The sequence below is a fragment of the Gluconacetobacter johannae genome, from assembly GCF_014174305.1.
GTDB lineage: Bacteria > Pseudomonadota > Alphaproteobacteria > Acetobacterales > Acetobacteraceae > Gluconacetobacter > Gluconacetobacter johannae.
Map to the genome: position 1 here is coordinate 152,983 of NZ_JABEQH010000001.1, position 15,056 is coordinate 168,038.

Below are 15,056 nucleotides of genomic sequence, written 5' to 3' on the forward strand. Positions count from 1 at the left end.
GGAGACAGACGATCCTGTAATGGAGGAAATCGGAGACCTCGGTCCTCATCACCTAGCGCAGGGCGCGCGCCGCAGGAAGAGTAGAGCCACACGCGACGGTCGAATCGCGCGTCCGGCCGGGCGCGCGCCGTTCACGAATATGGGGGAATATCATCATGACATGGACGGCGGAACGGCATTGGCCCGTGCTGACACAAGGGCTGGCGGGGCGGCTGCGGAATGACAGCGCCGAAGACTGGGACCGTTTCATCCATCACCCCTTCGTGCGCGGCCTGGCCGACGGCAGCCTGCCGGAGACGGAATTCCGGCGCTTTCTGGTGCAGGATTATCTCTACCTGATCCAGTATGCGCGCGCCTATGCCCTTGCCATCTACAAGGGCGCCACCCTGGAGGACATGCGCGGCGCCTCGGCCATCGTGACCGGGCTGCTGGATACCGAACTGGCGCTGCATATCTCGTATTGCGCGTCCTGGGGCCTGACCGAGGCCGATATGCAAAGCCAGCCGGAATCACTGGAGCTTCTGGCCTATACGCGCTTCATCCTGGACCGGGCGCAGACTGGCGACCTGCTGGACCTGATCGTGACACTGGCCCCGTGCCTGATCGGATATGGCGAGATCGGCGCGCGATTGCATGCCGACCCCGCGACCCGGCGCGAGGGCAACCCTTACTGGCCGTGGATTGCGCTCTATAGCGGCGAGAAATTCACCGGATTCGTCGAGGCCGGGATACGCACCCTCGACATGCTGGGCGCGCGCTACGGGGCCGACGCCCGCTATCCGATGCTGCTGTCCGAATTCCGTACGTCCGTCAGGCTGGAGGCGGCGTTCTGGTTGGCCGGGCAGTCCGGCCCGCTGTGATGCGGCGCGGCGGCGGCGTCATGATGGCGGAACACCAGGCGCCGGCTGAGGTTGAAATTGGAGAACATCCCCGCAAGTGACCCTGCCGCCAGCGCCAGGGCGGGTATCGCCCGGCACAGCGGCACCGTCAGGAACAGGGTGAAGACCGTACCCCGGTTCAGGGCGAACCCGCAGGAATTCGCCATCAGGAACCGGATCCACTGAACCAGCGCCCTGTCCGCGTGTCGCAGGTGGCGAAACGTCCAGTGGCGGTTCATCAGCCAGTTCATCGTCGCGGCGACGAAATAGGCCACCATCGTCGCCGCCGCCAGCCCCACGATCGGGCGGGTGGCGTAGAGCGTGATGGTGTCCCACATCAGGCCGAACCCACCCACAATCCCGAATTTCAGGAACTGGGCGACACGCGCCTGCACGTCTGGCGCCACGGCCCCGTGGTGGTGCGATTCTCGTGCTGCGGGGCCGGAGAGGGGGTCGGACAAGACGAGGGAACCTGCTTTCAAAGGGCTTTGCCGCATTCAATGCGCGCGCGGCCTGCTTGTTTTCCAGAGCCGTGTTCTGATGTCATGTGAATGCGACCAAAAAAAGGGGGATGCCCGAAGGCACCCCCCTTTTTCGACCATTCCCGAACGGGCGCGGCAGAGATCAGTGCAGGATGATCTCGACGCGACGGTTCTGCGGCTCACGGGTGTTCGGACCCGTCGGGACCAGCGGATGCTGCTCGCCATAGCCGTGGATGTCGATCGCGTTGGCCGGCACGCCGTCACGGATCAGTTCGGCCTTCACGCTGTTGGCGCGACGGATGGACAGACCCAGGTTGTACTTCTCACCACGCGGGCCCGGATGGGCGGCGGAGTTGTCGGTGTAGCCGTTGACCTCGATGCGGGTCGTCTGGACGTGGGTCGATGCCTGGGCGGCTTCGGCCACGATCTCACGCGCGCGGGCCGTCAGGTCCGAACGATCCCAGTCGAAGAACACCAGATAGGTGCGGGCCGGTGTCGGCGCGGGCGGCACGACGACCGGGGCCGGCGGCGGCGGCGGCGGGGCCGTGTTGAACGCGTAACGCAGACCCAGGATGAACTGGTGGTTGAAGCGGTCGTCGAAGTTCACGTTGCCGGTGCGGCGGCCGGTCGGGCCATACGACGTATGGCTGAAGGAGCCATCGGTGAACGCCTGGCCGATCATGCGGTACTGGGCCGTGATCTGCAGGCCGGGCACGTTCGGGACGTCGAAGGCCGCACCGACGATGCCCTGATACGCGAAGCTGCCGGTGGTGCCACCCAGGCGCGTGGTGCCGCCGTTGTTGATGTAGGTGGTCGTGGTCGGGTTGTAGTGCTGCCACAGATAGCCGACGCCAACACCGACGAACGGCGTCACGGGGATGTCGACGCCGAACTGCTTCAGGTCGATGTCATACAGGGCGTTGACGAGGCCACCATAGGACTGGTCGCTGCCGCTGGTCGTGTTCGGCACGCCGCTGCGATGATTGATCTCCGAATAGTTGTAGACGCCCTCGACCTCGGCGCGCAGGCCGTTGCCGAAGCCCCAGCCGAAGGACCCGAAGCCGGTGAAGCCATCATGGTGGCGCAGCGTCGACGAGCTGGACTGGCGGGCCACTGGATCGTTGGCGTAACGGCCGTGCTGGGTCTGTACCAGGTTGTAACCGGCACCCAGATCCACATACGGACCAGTAATGATGGTAGCGTTTGCGGCGACAGGTGCAGCCGCCATCAGCGTGGTGGCAAGTAATGCCGTGCGGAGACGCATTATTTTCGTCCTCTTGATCATCCGTTCGAGTGGCCGTCAAACCATAGACGGTCAGCCTCAGCGTGATGCTTAACCCCCTATAGATCTTTCGGTTCCGGATGAGGAACCCATCCGTTGACAGGACCGCCATTACCAGTGCGATGCGTGTTGAAAAAGCAACAGTTTGTTTCGGGGCAATTATGGATAGGAAGAGGTCCGTTCCGTCTCCGATACCTTGGGGCCGGGAGGGACGAGGGGCGAATATTGCGGAGGGCTCGCCTGGCGGGAAGTAATGGGGGGCACATGTGTCCCCACCGACACAGGCAGGCGCTCAGGGAGCACACAATTCCGTGATTAGAACCTCGCGGACGAGGTCGTCCGGGACGTCGCGGCAGGTGAAGGCCTGCCCGATCCCGCGCGCCAGGACGAAGGACAGCCGCCCGTCGCGCATTTTCTTGTCCCGCTGCATGTGCCCGATCAGCGTTTCGGCCGAGAAGACATGCCCCAGGTCGGATATCCGCGCGGGCATGCCCAGTCGGTCCAGATGGCTGGTGACCCGGTCGAGGTCGGTCCGGGCGCAGAACCCCATGCGAACCGAGGTCAGGAAGGCCAGGTGCAGGCCGATCGACACCGCTTCGCCATGCAGCAGGCGCCCGTCGTAGCCCAGCTCGGCCTCCAGCGCGTGACCGAACGTATGGCCCAGGTTCAGAAGGGCGCGCCCGTCGGATTTCTTCTCCTCGCGTTCGTCGTCGCCGACGACCTGCGCCTTGAAGGCGCAGGCCAGGCGGACGGCCTCGGCCTGGGCCTCGGGCTCGCCATCCAGGACCGCCTGGCCGTTGGCCTCGCACCATTCGAACAGGGCGGCGTCCCCGATCAGGCCGGCCTTGACGATTTCGGCATAGCCCGCCCGGATCTCGCGCAACGGCAGGGTCGCCAGGGCCGAGGTGTCGGCCAGCACCGCGACTGGCTGGTGGAAGGCGCCCAGCAGATTCTTGCCGAACGGGGTGTTGATGCCCGTCTTGCCGCCCACCGACGAATCGACCTGCGACAGCAGCGTGGTCGGGATCTGCACGAACGGCAGGCCGCGCAGGGTGGTCGCCGCGGCGAAGCCGGCCAGGTCGCCCACCACGCCGCCGCCCAGGGCGATGACCGTGGTTCCGCGCTCCACCGCCAGTTCCAGCAGGGTGTTGGTCACGCGTTCGTATTCCCCGATCGTCTTCGATCCCTCGCCGGGGGGGACGATGATCGTCTCGGCCCGAATCCCGGCCTCGGCCAGCCCTTCCAGCAGGCGGGGCAGGTGCAGCTCTGCCACGGTGTCGTCGGTCACGACCACCACCCGCTTCTGCCGCAGGACGGGGAGCAGGAGCACGCCGGCATGCCGGATCAGGTCCGCGCCGATGGTGACGTCGTACTGCCAGCGCTCCAGCCTGACCGGGACGATTCGCGGCTGCTGGGCCAGGGTCAGGGCGCTGATGACGTTGCCGGCGCTTTGGTCCACGTTCTCGTCTCCACAATCCACGATAAGGTCGGCTTCGGCATAGACCGGATGCCGTATTTCCATAAGTCCGGCGAGAATCTCGCGCGGGTCGCCCTGGTTCAGCAGCGGGCGGTGGGTGCGGCCCTGGACGCGCCGGACCAGCACGGGCAGGGGGCAGCGCAGCCACACCGATGTCGCGTGCACGCGGATGACCGCGCGGGTCGCGGGGTCCATGAACGCACCGCCGCCGGTCGCCAGGACCAGCGGCCTGTCGTCGAGGATCCGCCGGATGACCCGCCGTTCGCCCTTGCGGAACTCCGCCTCGCCATAATTGGCGAACAGGTCGGCGATGGAACAGCCGGCCGCGCGTTCGATCTCCACATCCGCGTCGACGAAGGGCAGGCCCAGCCGCGACGCGACCCTGCGGCCGATCGTCGTCTTGCCCGCCCCCATCAGGCCCACCAGCACGATGCTGCGCCCGGTCGGCCCTGCGGTACGATGCCGGTCCGTGTGTTTCACCGCATCGAGGTCGAAGGGGAAGAACGGCTCGTCCCTGCCGTCGAGGGGGGGCGCGGCAGGCGAACGGGGAGCAGGCGGGTCGATCGGACGTGACATGATCGCCAACCTAACATACAGCGAAGGCGGCAAGCCATGTCGGTTCGTGAACGGGGAGTTCCGGCCGCTGGCGGATACAGCTTTTCGTGTCATTAGGGGCCGTCATGCAGCGCATCTTGTTGGTTCTTCTGGGCGTGGTCGTCCTTGTGCTGGCGGGGGGATTCGTCTCCATGGGCGCGTTTCCGCCGCCCGCCCCGGTCCAGCCGGTCCACAAGGATGTTCCGTCGGACCGTTTCGCCCATCCGTGAGCGGCGCGCACGCCGAGGCGTTTCTGGAAATGCTGGCCGCCGAACGGGGCGCCGCGCCGAACACGCTGAAGGCCTATGCGCGTGACCTGGACGATTTCGCCACCCACGCCCGCCAGGGCGGGCGGGCCATCCATGACGCCGATGCCGATCTGTTGCGCGACTATATGGCGACCCTGGCCCGCACGGGCCTGTCGCCACGGACCCAGGCGCGCCGCCTGTCCTGCCTGAAGCAGTTCCATCTGTTCCTGGCGCGCGAAGGGGTGCGGCCCGACAACCCGGCCGACCTGCTGGACGCGCCCCGCCTTGCCGCCCCCCTGCCGCGCTTCCTGTCCGAATCGGAAGTCGAGTCCCTGCTGGCGGCCTGCGCGACGGAGACGGATTCGGGCACGCCAGAGGCGCGGCGATGGCTGGTGGCGCGGGCGGCGCTGGAGATGCTCTATGCCTCCGGCCTGCGTATTTCCGAATTGCTGGCCCTGCCGCGTCGCAGCCTGGCGGGGGCCGCGCAGATGCTGCTGGTGCGCGGCAAGGGCGGGCGGGAACGAGTCGTGCCGCTGTCCGCCGCCGCCCGGGCGGCGGCGGAGGCGCTGGTCGCCCACGACCGCCCGTTGGGCAGCCCGTACCTGTTTCCCGGCCGCGACCCCCGCCGGCCGCTGACCCGCCAGGGATTCGACCGGATCCTGCATGATGTGGGGCTGCGGGCCGGGCTGGACCCCGAACGGCTGTCGCCTCACGTACTGCGCCATTCCTTCGCGACGCACATGCTGGCCCGCGGCGCCGATCTGCGGGCGCTGCAGGTCCTGCTGGGGCATGCGGACATCGCGACGACCCAGATCTATACCCATGTGCTGGCCGAACGGCTGCGGCAGGCGCTGGAGGCGCATCATCCGCTGGCCCAGGCCACGTCCGGAACGGAATCGGCGTGATTTGCCGGCAAAACGTGCGCGGGCGGGCGGTTTCCCTGCGGAATGTGCTTGGCAGGAAACGTGGCTGTGCTATCCGCACCGCATGCGCCAGTTTCTAGATTTCGAAAAGTCGGTCGCCGAGCTTGAGAACAAGATCGACGAGCTTCGCAAGATGTCCGGGCCGGACGGAATCAACATCGCCGAGGAAATCGCCAGGCTGACCGAGAAATCGGACAAGCAGCTTCGCGCGGCCTATGCCAAGCTGACCCCCTGGCAGAAGGTGCAGGTCGCCCGCCATGCCCAGCGTCCGCATGCGGTGGATTACATCCACACGCTGGTGAACGATTTCACGCCGCTGGCCGGCGACCGCCTGTTCGCCGAGGACAAGGCCGTGATCGGCGGTATCGGCCGGTTCGGCGACCAGCCGGTCGTCGTGATCGGGACCGAGCGCGGCGCGGACCTGGAAACCCGCCTGCAGCATAATTTCGGCATGGCCCGGCCCGAGGGCTATCGCAAGGCCCAGCGTCTGATGAAGCTGGCGATCCGCTTCGGCATGCCGATCCTGACCTTCATCGACACGTCGGGCGCATGGCCCGGTATCGACGCCGAGGCGCGCGGGCAGGCCGAAGCCATCGCGCGCTCGATCGACGTCTGCCTGTCCGCGCCCGTCCCGGTGATCGCCACCGTGATCGGCGAGGGCGGTTCGGGCGGCGCGGTGGCGCTGGGGGCCGGCGACCGGGTCATGATGCTGGAACATGCGATCTATTCGGTCATCTCGCCCGAGGCCTGCGCCTCGATCCTGTGGCGCGACCCCAAGCAGGCGACCAGTGCGGCCGATGCGCTGAAGCTGACGGCCCAGGACCTGCTGCAACTCGGCCTGATCGACCGCATCGTCCCCGAACCGCTGGGCGGGGCGCAGCGGGACCCGGCGGCAGCGATCCGGTCGGTCGGCGATGCGATCGCGGCCGACCTTCCGGCCCTTCTGGCGCGCGACCCCGCGGTGCTGGTCGCCCAGCGGCGCGAGAAGTTCCTGGCCATGGGGCGTGACGGGCTGACCTGACATCGCGCCCGCGATTCGTTTTCCCGCTCAGGGGGGCGGTTCGCCCGCGATGGGCGTGAAGCCCAGGGTTTCGATCAGGTCATGGACCGCGTCGGCGGCCTGATGCACGGCGGGGGCGTCCAGCCCCTTGCTCACCAGGGCCACGCCGCGCCGCCCGTCGGGGCGGCGGAAGGGGTAGGACCCGATATCGACCTGCCCATGGCGCGACTGGACGTCGGACAGTCCGGCGGCCAGCGTGCCTTCATACAGGTCCAGCGCGTACCAGCTGATGGATGTGACGGGTGTGCCGTGTGTCAGGCCGGGGGCCAGCTCCTCGAACATCGCGCGCATGATGCGGGGAACGCCGGCCATCACATGGACATTGCCCATGCTGAAGCCCGGCGCGACCGAGACCGGATTGCGGATCGGGATGGCGCCTTCGGGCAGGGTCGCCATGCGCTGCCGGGCGGCGTTGAATTCGCCGGGTGGGAAATGGGCTTCCAGCAGGCCGAACGACTCGGGGTGGATGCTCCATGGCACGCCGAACGCCTCGGCGATACAGGGTGCGGTAATGTCGTCGTGGGTGGGCCCGATGCCGCCGGTGGTGAAGACATGGTCGAACCGCGCCCGGACATCGCATACCGTGGTGACGATGGTCTCGCGGACATCGGGGATGACCCGGACCTCCATCAGGGAAATGCCGAGCTCCGCCAGGCGACGGGCGATATACTGCACGTTCACGTCCTGCGTGCGGCCCGAGAGGATTTCGTTGCCGATCACCAGGATGCAGGCTGTGGGATTCATGACCGGATTCCACCTTTGCGGTATGATCGCACTATGACCCCGAAGGGCCGTCCGGGCCAGAGAGGAGGAGCAGGATGTTGAAGGGACCGATCTGCGGCGCGCCGCGCTGCGTGTGGGATCTGCGCGCCACCCTGGGCGAGGGGCCGGTCTGGGCCGAGGCCGAGCAGGCCCTGTATTTCGTCGATATCGTCGGCCGCGCGATCCATCGCTACCGCCCCGAAAGCGGCGAGACGACCAGTTGGGATGCGCCAGACCGCCCCGGTTTCCTGGTGCCGTCGAACGACGGCACGTTCCTGTGCGGGCTGAAGGACGGGCTGCATCGCTTCGATCCCGCCAGCGGCCGGTTCAGCCTCGATACGCTGGTCGAACCGGAACTGCCGGGCAACCGGATCAATGACGGCCATGTCGATGCCGCCGGCCGCCTGTGGTTCGGCACGATGCACGATGCCGAAACCGAGCCGACGGGTTCGCTGTATTCCGTGACGCAGGCGGACGGCGGCCTGCACATCCATCGCGAGGACGAAGGCTATATCGTCAGCAACGGGCCGGCGCTCTCGCCCGATGGACGGACTTTGTACCACAACCATTCCCCGGCGCGAATCGTCTATGCCTTCGACGTCGGGAAGGGGGGAGCATTGTCCAATCGCCGTGTCTTCGCGACCCTGGACGATGGTTATCCGGATGGAATCGCGGTGGACAGCGCGGGCTTCCTGTGGATCGGCGTATGGGGCGGCGGACGGATCGAGCGCCTGGCCCCCGACGGAACGCCGGTCGATCCGATTCCGCTGCCGGCACGCAACGTCACCAAGGTCGCGTTCGGCGGCCCGGACTACCGTACCGTCTTCGTCACGACCGCGCGCAACGGCCTGTCGCCGGAACAGCTTCAGGCCGAACCGCTGACCGGTGGGCTGTTCTCGTTCGGCAGCAGCATTCCCGGCCAGCGGCAGGCGGTCTTTCCCCTGGCGCGGTCGATCGTCCTGTAAGGATCAGATCAGGTCGCGCAGCACGGGGATCAGGGGCAGGTCGGCTTCGGGCATCGGATAGTCCGACAGGGCCTCGGCCCGGACCCAGGCCAGGGTCTGCCCCTCGCGCGGGCGCGGCACGTTCTTCCAGCGCCGGCAGACATAGACGGGCATCAGAAGGTGGAAATGCCCGTAGTCATGAGAGACGAAACTATAGGGCGCCAGGCACGACCGTGCGACGTCCAGCCCCAGTTCCTCGTCCAGTTCGCGGATCAGCGCGGCCTCGGGCGTTTCGCCGGGTTCGACCTTGCCGCCGGGGAATTCCCACAGCCCGGCCATCGGCTTGCCTTCCGGCCGTCGCGCCAGCAGGATCCGGCCATCGGAATCGATCAGCGCCACCGCCGCGACCAGGACGATCTTCTTCTGTCCCGACGGGGCGCCATCGGCGGGGTTCGCCGGGCCGTCCACCGACAGGTCGGCGCGGGTCGCCTCGAACAGCACCACCGGGTGCTCGCCGCCGCGCGAGACGAATTCCTGCCGTCCGGTCCCGGATTCGCGAAAACCGATGCGGCGCAGGACGGCGATCGAGGCCGGATTGTCGTGGGCGACCGCCGCCGCCATCCGTTCGATCGGCAGGTTGGCCAGCGCCCATCGTGCGATCCGGCCCACCGTAATGGTGGCGACCTTGCGGTTCCAGTACGGCCGCCCGATCCAGTATCCGACCGTGCCGGAGCGGGTTGCGGGGTCGATCTGCACCCCGATGCAGCCGATCAGCGATTCGGGCTCGTCCGATTCGGGGTGGGTGATGGCGAAATGATAGGCCGCCCCCCGCCGCGACAGGTCCTGGGTCGAGGCGATCCATTCGTCCGTCAGGCCGCGCGGATAGGGAAACGGCACCCGGCTGAGCATGCGGATGACGCTCCAGTCATTGACCAGGCGATGCATCGCGCCGGCGTCCGACGGCAGCAGCGTCCGCAGCCGATAGGGGCCGGCCTCCAGCGTGGGGGCGGCCCCGCCGGTTCGCATCTCCAGCGTCATGCGGGCAAGGCGGGGGTCAGGATCCGGCCCCGGCCGGGATGCCGCAACGCGCCAGCAGCGCCCGCAGATTCTGGATCACCGGGAAGACTTCCTGGTTGTGGTCGCCGCCCAACTCGTTCCACGCCGCCTGTTCCAGTTCCACGATTTCGCGGTCCTCGCCGAAGATCCGTTCGGTGAACGCGACCAGGAACGGCCATGCGGCATCCAGCAGGCCGGGGATCTTCGGGCGCTTGATCGACAGCAGACCGAATACCCGGTTCGTCAGTTCCTCGGCATCCTGGGGCACGTAGACGATCCACAGGTCCATCACCGGATCCTCGCCCTCGGACTGGATCTTGAGGGTCTGGTACGGGTACTCGGTGCGGATCGTCATGACGTCGCGGTGGGCGTATTTCGCGCTGTTGTCGCGCCGCTGGCCGAAGACCAGGGCCTCGCCCAGCGGCTGCTTGCCGCCGGTGCGCGCGAAGGTATAGCGCGCCTCGATCATGCCGGGGCCGCTGTCCTGCCCCAGGAAGCGCGGCTTCATCTGGCCCATCTGCTTCATGTGCATGAACTGATGATTCATATCCATCAGGTTCTCGTGCATGAAGCTGTAGTGGCATTTGACGTGCCGGCCGAAGCGCCGCGTCTTGTAGGCCGGGTTCGCGACCTGCGACAGGCGGGGCAGGGGAACGGTCTCGGCCTTCGCGGCGTCGCCGGGAAAGACGAAGATCAGCCCGTCCTGTTCGCGGCAGGGATAGGTCCGCACGCCGTTGGGCAGCTTGCCCTTGCCCAGGTAGGGCACGTCGATGCAGCGGCCCGACCGGCCATAGGCCCAGCCGTGATAGCAGCACTGGACCGACTGTCCGGTCACCTGCCCCTTGCTGAGGGGAACCTGGCGATGGGCGCAGCGGTCTTCCAGCGCGAAGACGTCGCCTTCCTTCGGGCGGACCAGTGCGATCGGCTGCCCGGCGTAACGCACGCCGATGGTCTTGCCGGGCTTCAGTTCGCGTGACCAGGCCACGGGATACCAGAAATCGGGATTGGAACGGATCCGCCGAAGGTCCCCTTCGGGGGGCAGTCGGGGCGGGCATATGCTGTCCGTCGATAAGATCTGGTTCATCGTCTCTCTTGTGTTCAGGCCTTCGCAGCCATCATGTCCCGGCCTGGGCGCGGATCAGCAGACCACAGGCGCGGGGACCCTGTCGACAGCACATTCCATTAAAGTTCGATCCCTGCCGGCGGCGCAATTTTTCATTTCGTTGCAGGGCGGGGATCGCGTGCCGGTCAGCTTGGACGGACAAGGTCCCGCCCGGCCTTGACCCGTGTCAATGACCAGCCCGCCGTCATGGCTGGGGGGACAGTTCGGCCGTCAGGTTTTCGATGAACTGGAAGGCGACGCGGCCCGACCGGCCGCCGCGCGTGACCGACCAGGCATTGGCGCGTTGCATCAGTTCGGTGTCGTCGATCCGCAGGCGGCGGGCATGGGCATAGGCCCGGACCATCTCCAGGAACACGTCCTGGGGACAGTTATGGAAGCCGACCCACAGCCCGAACCGGTCGGAGAGCGAGACCTTCTCCTCCACCGCCTCGGACGGGTTGATGGCGGTCGAGCGTTCGTTGTCGATCATGTCGCGCGGCATCAGGTGCCGGCGATTGGACGTGGCATAGAACAGGACATTGTCGGGCCGGCCGGAAATGCCGCCATCCAGGACGGATTTCAGCGCCTTGTAATCCGCGTCCTCGCTTTCGAAGGAGAGGTCGTCGCAGAAGACGATGAAACGGCGCGGGCTGGTCCGCAGCAGGGCCAGCAGGTCGGGCAGCGTGGCCAGGTCCTCGCGCTGGATCTCGATCAGGACCAGGCGGCCCCGGCCGGGCGCCGCCGGCCTGCCGTCGACCAGATTGGCGCGCGCATGGGCCGCCTTGACCAGCGACGATTTGCCCATGCCGCGCGCGCCCCACAGCATGGCGTTGTTGGCCGGAAGCCCGCGCGCGAAATGCAGCGTGTTGTCCAGGATCAGCCCACGTTGCATGGCCACGCCCTGCAACAGGTCGAGATCGACATGCGCGACATGCTCGACCGGGGTCAGGCGGCCCAGGGCGGGATGCCAGACGAAGGCGTCGGATTCGTCCAGCCCCTTCAGCGTGGGCGGCGGGGGCGAGAGCCGTTCCAGCGCGGCGGCGATCCGGTCGAGGGCGGGCAGCAGGTCGGAATCCATCGTCGGTCCTGTTCCAAGGCGGTGTCATGGGCCCGCAGCGCGGCGGGCCGACACGAAAGCGAACCGACGCCTTGACGGGAAACAGGCGAAAACTATGGTCCACATCCACAGCCCGCAACCCAATAATGACCGCCGGAACCGCACGACATGACCCTTCTTTCGGACTTCCTGATTACACCGGCCTACGCCCAGACCGCCGGAGGCGAGGGGGGATTTCTGAGCGCCGGCGGGCTGATGACGATCCTGCCCTATGTCGCGATGTTCGTTATCTTCTATTTCATCCTGATCCGGCCGCAGCAGCAGAAGCAGAAGCAGCTTCGCGCCCAGCTTTCGGCCCTGCGGCGCGGCGACCGGGTATTGACGGCCGGCGGGATCATCGCCGTCGTCCAGAAGGTTCGCGACGATTCGAACGAGGTCGAGGTTGAGATCGCGCCGAATGTGCGCGTCACCGTCCTGCGCGAGACGATCGGTTCGGTCGTCAGCAGCAGCGCCAAGCCCGCGAACGACACCGGCGCCAAGGGGGGCTGACGCCCGCCCCGCCGATCCCGGAGAGTTGATGCACGCCCGGCCACCGCCCCATGGGGAGGTGGCCGGGCGTTTTGCGTTTCAAGGCCCCGGAAAACCAGGGAAAAGCCACTTTGGGTCATGCGTAACCCATAATGTGGGTCGTTGATCCGTATATTGAGTTTTGCGCGAATCCCCCTTACCGATCGTGGCGTGGGGGAATGGATCATGGACGCCACGGGCGCAAAGCCTGCCGCCGCAAGCGGAACGCAGGCGCTGGAACGCGGAATCGCGGCCATCGACGCGGTCGATCGGGGCCACCGCACGCTGCCGGCCATCGCGGGGGCGACCGGGTGCACCCGCAGCACGACCCAGCGGATCGTCAGTTGCCTGGTCCGGCTGGACTGGCTGCGGCTGGATGGGGACGGCGCCTATCGCCTCGGCCCACGCCTGACGGCGCTGGGCGCCGGCGCGCGGGACGAGATGCCGCTGGCCGAACAGGCCCGGCCGGTGACCGAGCGGCTGGGGGCGGAAACGCGCGATACCGTGCATCTGGGCATCCGTTCGGGCGGGGACGTCCTGTATCTGGACAAGATCCCCGGCCAGCGGGGGCTGGAGATGCGCTCGCGCGTCGGGCAGCGCATGAACCTGGCCCTGACCGGGATCGGCCGCGCCCTGATGCTGGACCTGGATGAGGGCGAGTGGCGTCACCTGTATGACGCGGCCCGGCCCGAGGCGGCGGGGGAGGCCGGCTGGCCGGCCTGGCTTGCGCGCATGCGGGACTATCGCGCGTCGGACTGCGTCTTCGACCTGGAGGACAACGAGGTCGGGATCCGCTGCGTCGCGGTCCCGGTCCGCGATCGCGGCGGGCGGATCGTCGCGGCGCTGAGCGTGGCCAGCGCCACGCCCTATCTGTCGCTCGAACGGATGCGGACCCTGGCGCCGGTCGTGCGTCGGGCGGCGGCCGACCTGTCGGGCAGGCTGGGAGGGAACGCCGATGTTGCGGCGGCATGAGGACGAGGCCGTGCCCCCCGAAACCGCCGCGCTGATCGGCATAGACTGGGGCACGTCGTCCCTGCGAGCCTGGCGCCTGTCGGCGTCGGGGGCGGTGCTGGACGAGGCGCAGGCCCCGTGGGGCATCCTGAACCTGCCGGAGGGCGGCTATCCCGCCGCGCTGGCGGCGCTGCTGTCCAACTGGCCGGATGCGGCCGGCCTGCCGCTGATCGCCTGCGGCATGGTCGGCAGCGCGAGTGGGTGGCGGGAGGTCCCGTACGTGGATTGTCCGGCGGACGGTGCGTCGCTGGCCCGTGCGCTGGTCCGTCCGGAGGCGGCGGCCGGTGTTTCCGGCGTTCCGGGTATCGTGCCGGGGGTCAGGCGGCGGCATCCGCTGCCCGACGTCATGCGGGGCGAGGAAACGCAGATCGTGGGCGCGCTGGCGCTGCATCCCGGCCTGGCGGCGGATTCGACGCTGGTCCTGCCGGGGACCCATTCCAAATGGGCGCGCGTGCGGGGCGGCCGGATCGTGGGGTTTGCGACCGCGATGACGGGGGAACTGTTTGCCGTGCTGTCCCGGCACAGCATCCTGGGCCGGCCCGCGGACGGGGCCGCCGCCGTTACCGAGGACGAGGCCCGCGACGCCTTCCGCCGTGGCGTCCTGGCCGCCGCGGCGTCGCGCCAGGGCGTGGCGCCGCTGCTGTTTTCCGTGCGCGCCCTGTTCCTGGACGGCGGGATCGGCGCCGCCGCGACGCGGGACTACCTGTCCGGCCTGCTGGTGGGGGACGAAGTCCGGGCCGGCCTGGCCGACCGGCCGGGTGCGGGCCCGACGATCCTGGTGGGCGAGGAACGGCTGTGCGGCCTGTATGCCCGCGCGTTCGACATCCTGGGCGCCCCCGTGCCCCAGTCCGTGGGCAATACCGCCCCGCAGGGGCTGTACCGGATTGCCATGGAGGCCGGCTACCTGACCCCGGCGAACCACGCGCCCGAGGGGCGCGCGGAAGGAGGACCGACATGACGAGTTTCGATGACGCCCTGGCGGCCTGCCCGCTGGTCGCGATCCTGCGCGGCGTGACGCCGGACGAGGTGCTGGAGGTCGGCGACGCGCTGGTGGGGGCCGGATTTCGCATCATCGAGGTGCCGATGAATTCGCCGCATCCCCTGCGAAGCATCCGCCTGTTGCAGGACCGGTTCGGCGACAGCGCCCTGATCGGCGCGGGCACCGTGACGTCGCCCGACATGGTGGTGCAGGTCGCCGAGGCCGGTGGCCGGCTGGTCGTCATGCCGCACGGCGATGTCGCGGTCATCCGCGCGGCGCGCGCGCTGGGCCTGTTTTGCACGCCCGGCGTGGCCACCCCGACCGAGGGCTTTGCCGCCCTGGCCGCGGGGGCCACGGCGTTGAAGATGTTTCCCGCCGAACAGCTCGGCCCGCCGGTGCTTGCGGCCTGGCGCAGCGTCTTTCCCGCCGGCACCCGCTTCATCCCGGTGGGGGGCGTGACGCCGGACACCATGGGGCCGTTCCTCGAGGCCGGGGCTGCCGGCTTCGGCCTGGGGTCGGCGCTGTACCGGGCCGGACGGTCGGCGCGGGAGGTCGGGGTCGCCGCGCGCCGGTTCGTGGGCGCCCTGGCGCGCGGGCGATAGGGCCGCCGGCTGCAAGAACAAGAACAGGACGG

16 protein-coding genes are annotated in these 15,056 nt (G+C 68.2%); 9 read left to right on the forward strand and 7 right to left on the reverse strand.

Translation table 11 applies throughout. From position 1 onward, the window contains the following. Window positions 1-155 precede the first annotated feature (155 nt). Window positions 156-860, forward strand: coding sequence for a TenA family protein (locus HLH21_RS00670; RefSeq protein ID WP_182940297.1), 705 nt, complete (start codon window positions 156-158; stop codon window positions 858-860). Here the strand turns inward: HLH21_RS00670 and HLH21_RS00675 are convergent. The 3 genes from HLH21_RS00675 to aroB all read right to left on the reverse strand — a co-directional run bounded on the left by HLH21_RS00675 (window position 776) and on the right by aroB (window position 4,695). Beyond that, window positions 776-1,339 (reverse strand): GtrA family protein, encoded by a 564-nt coding sequence (locus HLH21_RS00675; RefSeq protein ID WP_246378980.1) that lies wholly within the window; start codon window positions 1,337-1,339, stop codon window positions 776-778. The two genes, HLH21_RS00670 and HLH21_RS00675, sit on opposite strands and share 85 nt — an antisense overlap. A 163-nt stretch (window positions 1,340-1,502) precedes the next feature. After that, window positions 1,503-2,624, reverse strand: coding sequence for an OmpA family protein (locus HLH21_RS00680; protein WP_182940299.1), 1,122 nt, complete (start codon window positions 2,622-2,624; stop codon window positions 1,503-1,505). Between the two features lie 310 nt (window positions 2,625-2,934). Beyond that, window positions 2,935-4,695: a 3-dehydroquinate synthase gene (aroB, locus tag HLH21_RS00685; protein ID WP_182940300.1), complete on the reverse strand. Its 1,761-nt coding sequence runs from the start codon at window positions 4,693-4,695 to the stop codon at window positions 2,935-2,937. 104 nt (window positions 4,696-4,799) lie between these two features. Between aroB and HLH21_RS00690 the strand changes: the two genes are divergently transcribed. From HLH21_RS00690 to HLH21_RS00700, 3 genes are all read left to right on the forward strand, one after another. Continuing rightward, window positions 4,800-4,943: a hypothetical protein gene (locus HLH21_RS00690; protein WP_182940301.1), complete on the forward strand. Its 144-nt coding sequence runs from the start codon at window positions 4,800-4,802 to the stop codon at window positions 4,941-4,943. Continuing rightward, window positions 4,940-5,866: a tyrosine recombinase gene (locus HLH21_RS00695; protein ID WP_182940302.1), complete on the forward strand. Its 927-nt coding sequence runs from the start codon at window positions 4,940-4,942 to the stop codon at window positions 5,864-5,866. Before HLH21_RS00690 ends, HLH21_RS00695 begins: the two co-directional genes overlap by 4 nt. Window positions 5,867-5,948: 82 nt before the next feature. Further along, window positions 5,949-6,905 (forward strand): acetyl-CoA carboxylase carboxyltransferase subunit alpha, encoded by a 957-nt coding sequence (locus tag HLH21_RS00700; protein WP_182940303.1) that lies wholly within the window; start codon window positions 5,949-5,951, stop codon window positions 6,903-6,905. A 27-nt stretch (window positions 6,906-6,932) separates the two neighbouring features. Here the strand turns inward: HLH21_RS00700 and HLH21_RS00705 are convergent, their stop codons facing one another. Continuing rightward, complete coding sequence (locus HLH21_RS00705; RefSeq protein WP_182940304.1) at window positions 6,933-7,688, reverse strand: competence/damage-inducible protein A; 756 nt, start codon at window positions 7,686-7,688, stop codon at window positions 6,933-6,935. 74 nt (window positions 7,689-7,762) lie between these two features. Between HLH21_RS00705 and HLH21_RS00710 the strand changes: the two genes are divergently transcribed. Next, window positions 7,763-8,671, forward strand: a complete 909-nt coding sequence (locus tag HLH21_RS00710; protein WP_182940305.1) for an SMP-30/gluconolactonase/LRE family protein — start codon at window positions 7,763-7,765, stop codon at window positions 8,669-8,671. 3 nt (window positions 8,672-8,674) lie between these two features. Here the strand turns inward: HLH21_RS00710 and mutT are convergent, their stop codons facing one another. The 3 genes from mutT to HLH21_RS00725 form a co-directional block, all read right to left on the reverse strand. Further along, a complete protein-coding gene (gene mutT / locus HLH21_RS00715; RefSeq protein WP_182940306.1) occupies window positions 8,675-9,688 on the reverse strand; it encodes an 8-oxo-dGTP diphosphatase MutT in 1,014 nt (337 codons plus the stop codon). 16 nt (window positions 9,689-9,704) lie between these two features. Next, on the reverse strand, window positions 9,705-10,790 hold the full coding sequence (locus HLH21_RS00720; protein ID WP_182940307.1) for an aromatic ring-hydroxylating oxygenase subunit alpha: 1,086 nt from the start codon (window positions 10,788-10,790) through the stop codon (window positions 9,705-9,707). 223 nt (window positions 10,791-11,013) lie between these two features. Further along, on the reverse strand, window positions 11,014-11,886 hold the full coding sequence (locus HLH21_RS00725) for an ATP-binding protein (RefSeq protein ID WP_182940308.1): 873 nt from the start codon (window positions 11,884-11,886) through the stop codon (window positions 11,014-11,016). 147 nt (window positions 11,887-12,033) lie between these two features. On the opposite strand from HLH21_RS00725, the gene yajC reads away from it, so the two are divergent. The 4 genes from yajC (at window position 12,034) to HLH21_RS00745 (ending at window position 15,024) form a co-directional block, all read left to right on the forward strand. Next, window positions 12,034-12,414 carry a preprotein translocase subunit YajC gene (gene yajC, locus HLH21_RS00730; RefSeq protein ID WP_182940309.1) on the forward strand — a complete coding sequence of 127 codons (381 nt, stop codon included), beginning with the start codon at window positions 12,034-12,036 and terminating at the stop codon, window positions 12,412-12,414. 204 nt (window positions 12,415-12,618) lie between these two features. After that, entirely contained in the window at window positions 12,619-13,404 is a 786-nt protein-coding gene (locus HLH21_RS00735) for an IclR family transcriptional regulator (protein ID WP_182940310.1), read from the forward strand. Further along, the gene (locus tag HLH21_RS00740; protein WP_182940311.1) at window positions 13,388-14,401 is read left to right on the forward strand and encodes a 2-dehydro-3-deoxygalactonokinase; all 1,014 of its coding nucleotides are present in this window, start codon (window positions 13,388-13,390) and stop codon (window positions 14,399-14,401) included. The genes HLH21_RS00735 and HLH21_RS00740 overlap by 17 nt, the downstream gene beginning before the upstream one ends. Beyond that, window positions 14,398-15,024, forward strand: coding sequence for a 2-dehydro-3-deoxy-6-phosphogalactonate aldolase (locus HLH21_RS00745; RefSeq protein WP_182940312.1), 627 nt, complete (start codon window positions 14,398-14,400; stop codon window positions 15,022-15,024). Before HLH21_RS00740 ends, HLH21_RS00745 begins: the two co-directional genes overlap by 4 nt. The last annotated feature ends 32 nt before the right edge of the window (window positions 15,025-15,056 follow it).

What these genes read in the sequence shown, in the direction of transcription:
- HLH21_RS00745 (WP_182940312.1), top strand. Translation starts at nt 14,398, where the DNA reads ATGACGAGTTTCGATGACGCCCTGGCGGCCTGCCCGCTGGTCGCGATC.
- HLH21_RS00670 (WP_182940297.1), top strand. Translation starts at nt 156, where the DNA reads ATGACATGGACGGCGGAACGGCATTGGCCCGTGCTGACACAAGGGCTG.
- HLH21_RS00700 (WP_182940303.1), top strand. Translation starts at nt 5,949, where the DNA reads ATGCGCCAGTTTCTAGATTTCGAAAAGTCGGTCGCCGAGCTTGAGAAC.
- HLH21_RS00720 (WP_182940307.1), bottom strand. Translation starts at nt 10,790, where the DNA reads ATGAACCAGATCTTATCGACGGACAGCATATGCCCGCCCCGACTGCCC.
- HLH21_RS00710 (WP_182940305.1), top strand. Translation starts at nt 7,763, where the DNA reads ATGTTGAAGGGACCGATCTGCGGCGCGCCGCGCTGCGTGTGGGATCTG.
- aroB (WP_182940300.1), bottom strand. Translation starts at nt 4,695, where the DNA reads ATGTCACGTCCGATCGACCCGCCTGCTCCCCGTTCGCCTGCCGCGCCC.
- HLH21_RS00680 (WP_182940299.1), bottom strand. Translation starts at nt 2,624, where the DNA reads ATGCGTCTCCGCACGGCATTACTTGCCACCACGCTGATGGCGGCTGCA.
- HLH21_RS00725 (WP_182940308.1), bottom strand. Translation starts at nt 11,886, where the DNA reads ATGGATTCCGACCTGCTGCCCGCCCTCGACCGGATCGCCGCCGCGCTG.
- HLH21_RS00705 (WP_182940304.1), bottom strand. Translation starts at nt 7,688, where the DNA reads ATGAATCCCACAGCCTGCATCCTGGTGATCGGCAACGAAATCCTCTCG.
- yajC (WP_182940309.1), top strand. Translation starts at nt 12,034, where the DNA reads ATGACCCTTCTTTCGGACTTCCTGATTACACCGGCCTACGCCCAGACC.
- HLH21_RS00690 (WP_182940301.1), top strand. Translation starts at nt 4,800, where the DNA reads ATGCAGCGCATCTTGTTGGTTCTTCTGGGCGTGGTCGTCCTTGTGCTG.
- HLH21_RS00740 (WP_182940311.1), top strand. Translation starts at nt 13,388, where the DNA reads ATGTTGCGGCGGCATGAGGACGAGGCCGTGCCCCCCGAAACCGCCGCG.
- mutT (WP_182940306.1), bottom strand. Translation starts at nt 9,688, where the DNA reads ATGACGCTGGAGATGCGAACCGGCGGGGCCGCCCCCACGCTGGAGGCC.
- HLH21_RS00735 (WP_182940310.1), top strand. Translation starts at nt 12,619, where the DNA reads ATGGACGCCACGGGCGCAAAGCCTGCCGCCGCAAGCGGAACGCAGGCG.